General features: G+C 62.1%; 4 protein-coding genes. 3 read left to right on the top strand and 1 reads right to left on the bottom strand.

Annotated elements, in window-relative coordinates; genetic code table 11:
• Window positions 1-542: FMN-dependent NADH-azoreductase (locus JWQ61_RS00575; protein ID WP_304358794.1), on the bottom strand; the 542-nt coding region annotated here is incomplete at its 3' end.
• Window positions 543-660: 118 nt separating this feature from the next.
• On the opposite strand from JWQ61_RS00575, the gene gcvA reads away from it, so the two are divergent.
• The 3 genes from gcvA to JWQ61_RS00560 all read left to right on the top strand — a co-directional run bounded on the left by gcvA (window position 661) and on the right by JWQ61_RS00560 (window position 2,769).
• Window positions 661-1,572, top strand: a complete 912-nt coding sequence (gene gcvA, locus JWQ61_RS00570) for a transcriptional regulator GcvA (protein WP_304358793.1) — start codon at window positions 661-663, stop codon at window positions 1,570-1,572.
• A gap of 65 nt (window positions 1,573-1,637) precedes the next feature.
• Entirely contained in the window at window positions 1,638-2,243 is a 606-nt protein-coding gene (locus JWQ61_RS00565) for a pyridoxamine 5'-phosphate oxidase family protein (RefSeq protein WP_304358792.1), read from the top strand.
• A 13-nt stretch (window positions 2,244-2,256) separates the two neighbouring features.
• Window positions 2,257-2,769 carry a DUF1697 domain-containing protein gene (locus JWQ61_RS00560; protein WP_304358791.1) on the top strand — a complete coding sequence of 171 codons (513 nt, stop codon included), beginning with the start codon at window positions 2,257-2,259 and terminating at the stop codon, window positions 2,767-2,769.
• Window positions 2,770-2,888: the final 119 nt, after the last annotated feature.

Raw genomic sequence — 2,888 nt, 5'->3', positions numbered from 1 at the left:
TAAGACAGGGCGCTGCGGATGCTGGGCTCGACATGGTTCATGGCGGCGATCCGCTGCCCTGCCCCATAGCCGTGGTCGCCTCTCGACGACAGCACCACCGCACGCTTGCCGGCGTCCCGCAGCATGGGCCAGTAAGGCTCGCCCTGGCGCTGCCGGTCAAAACCGAAGGTGCACCCCACCCTGACGATATTGTCGATCCAGGATTTGAATTGCGCCGGCACGTTGAAGTTGTACATGGGCACGCCCAGCACCAGGATATCGGCCGCCAGGATTTCATCGACCAGCGTATCGCTTTCCGCCAGCGCCTGGCGCATCCAGTCTGCGCGCGAGGCGGGCGCGGTAAACGCGGCGTGTATCCATTCGCCGCTCACCGGCGACGGTGGATTGAGGCCGACGTCGCGCACGCTGACCTGGTCGCCCGGCCGCTGCTGCAGCCATTGCTGGACGAAGCGGTGCGTCAGCCTGCGTGTATGGGAGCCATGCGGCTGCCGGTCGGAATGTCCGCCGCGTGCGCTGGCGTCAAGGTGTAGCAAGGTAGTCATTTCAGTTATCCTTTGTGAATTAGATTCATGCATCAGTTTCCGGATAAACTGTAATCTCCCTGCAGTTCCTCGACAAACGACAAGTTTTTCTTAATAATAGAAAATAAAACTCATCCATATGGATAACCAGACCGCGCGCCGCCTGCCTCCGCTCGCCGCCCTGAAAGCATTCGAGGCCGCGGCGCGGCACCTGAGCATCAAGTCCGCCGCGGCAGAACTTTCGGTGACGCCGACCGCGGTGAGCCACCAGATCCGGCGCCTCGAAGACAGCCTCGGCGTCGCCGTGTTCCAGCGCCTGCCCAGGCAGTTGCGCCTGACGACGGCCGGCTCGGAATTGTATGTAGCGCTGCGCGAAGGCTTCGACTTGTTTGCGGCTGCCGTCAACCGCATCCAGCTGCGCGATGCAGCGCGCATGCTCACCATTTCCACCACGCCGGCGTTTGCCGCGCGCTGGCTGCTGCCGCGGCTGGGCGCTTTCCGGAGCGCTTATCCGAAACAGGACCTGCGCATCCATACCTCGGTGGAAATCGCGCCGCTGGACGGCCATACCGCGGATATCGCGATCCGCTATGGGCTCGGATCATGGCCGGGACTGGCGGCGGAAAAACTGTTCGACGACCGCATCGCGCCGGTGTGCAGCCCTTTGCTCAAAGTGAAGAAACCCAGGGACCTGCTCAAGCACACCTTGATCCATTGCGAATGGCAAAGCACGCTGCGCAAGGCGTCGACCTGGCGCGCCTGGGCGCAGCGCGCCAAGTTCAGCGACCTGGACAGCCACGGCGGCATCGTATTTTCGGACGAAAGCCACGCCATCTCGGCGGCGATCGCCGGACAAGGCGTGGCGCTGTTAAGCACCGCCCTGATTGAGCCCGAATTGCAAAGCGGCGTGCTGCAGCAGCCTTTCGGTCCGGTGCTCAGCAACTATGCCTTCTACCTGGTGTATCCGGAAGCCCGGCGCGCCGACGTCCAAGACGCCTGCGCCTGGATCAGCGCGCAGGCAAGCGCCTCGGCCCTGCAGTTCCAGTCGTGAAGGACGGCAAAGACAGTGGTTTCCGGTAAAATCTCCAGCAAACCAATCAATGTCCGGGGACAGATATGCTTACCACCGTCGAGCAGCTGGAGGAAATCTACGGCAAGCCGCATGAGCGGTCGTTGTGGAAGGAAATCGATTACCTGAATCAGGATTACCAGGCCTTTGTCAAAGCCTCGCCATTTGTGGTGTTCGCTTCCCACGGCCCGGAAGGCATGGACTGCTCGCCCAAGGGCGATGCCCCGGGTTTCGTCAGGATCCTCGACGAACGCACGCTGGCGGTACCCGACCGTCCCGGCAACAACCGTATCGATACCCTGCGCAACCTCATCGCGGCCCCGCGCATCGCCCTGCTTTTCATCGTGCCCGGCATCGGCGAAACCCTGCGCGTCAACGGCCGCGCCGAGATTTCCGCGGAGCCGGCCCTGCTCGAGCAATTTGCGGTGGATGGCAAGTTGCCGCGCACCGTCATCATCGTCAAGGTGGAAGCGACCTACTTCCATTGTTCAAAAGCGCTGGTGCGCTCAAAACTCTGGGACCCTGCCGGGCAGATCGAACGGAGCAGTTTTCCGAGCCCAGGCGCCATGCTGAAGCGCCTGGGCAGCGGCACTTTCGATGCCGAGGCCTACGACCGCGAATTGCCGGCGCGGGTCAAGGCCTCCCTCTATTGAAAGGAGGACGGCCATGACAGTTTATGTCGCACTGCTGCGCGCAGTGAATGTCGGCGGCACCGGCGTCTTGCCGATGAAAGAACTGGCGGCGCTGTGCAGCGGACTCGGCTTCGGCCAGGTCCGCACCTATATCCAAAGCGGCAACGTGGTCTTCGACAGCGCGCTGGGCAAAGACGCCGTCGGCCAGGAACTGGCGCAGGCGCTCGCCAAAAAGATGGGGAAACCAGTCGATATCTTGCTGCGCACCGCGGCAGAACTGGGCGCCATATTGAAAGCCAATCCCTTCCCGGATGCGGAACCGTCGAAAGTCGCTGTGGTTTTTTGCAATGGCAGCCTGCCCAAGGGCTGGCTTGACCTGCTGCGCATCCCCGGCGCCGAAGAGGTCCGGCCAGGGAAGAAAGAAATCTATATCCACTATCCCGAAGGCATGGGTAAATCAAAGTTGAAACTGCCGCTGTCGACCGGCATCGCCACCGTGCGCAACATCAACACGGTCACCAAGCTGCTCGCCTTGGCTGTCAGCTGAGCTCAGCGATATTTTTCAGCGCGCTTAGCACGTCCGGAAAATCCGCGGTCACCATCGGCCCGAAATCCGCCGCAGCCGGCCCGGTGATTTCCGTGCTGTAGATGACCTTGCTGCCGCCG

It is taken from the genome of Collimonas fungivorans (assembly GCF_028292705.1).
In the GTDB taxonomy this organism is placed as follows: Bacteria; Pseudomonadota; Gammaproteobacteria; order Burkholderiales; family Burkholderiaceae_D; genus Collimonas; species Collimonas fungivorans_B.
The sequence above is the reverse complement of the archived record's forward strand: the minus strand, read 5'-3'. Positions and strand labels throughout refer to the sequence as shown.

Excerpts from the sequence above, each read along its gene's own strand:
- JWQ61_RS00560 (WP_304358791.1), top strand. The coding sequence starts at position 2,257 with ATGACAGTTTATGTCGCACTGCTGCGCGCAGTGAATGTCGGCGGCACC.
- JWQ61_RS00565 (WP_304358792.1), top strand. The coding sequence starts at position 1,638 with ATGCTTACCACCGTCGAGCAGCTGGAGGAAATCTACGGCAAGCCGCAT.
- gcvA (WP_304358793.1), top strand. The coding sequence starts at position 661 with ATGGATAACCAGACCGCGCGCCGCCTGCCTCCGCTCGCCGCCCTGAAA.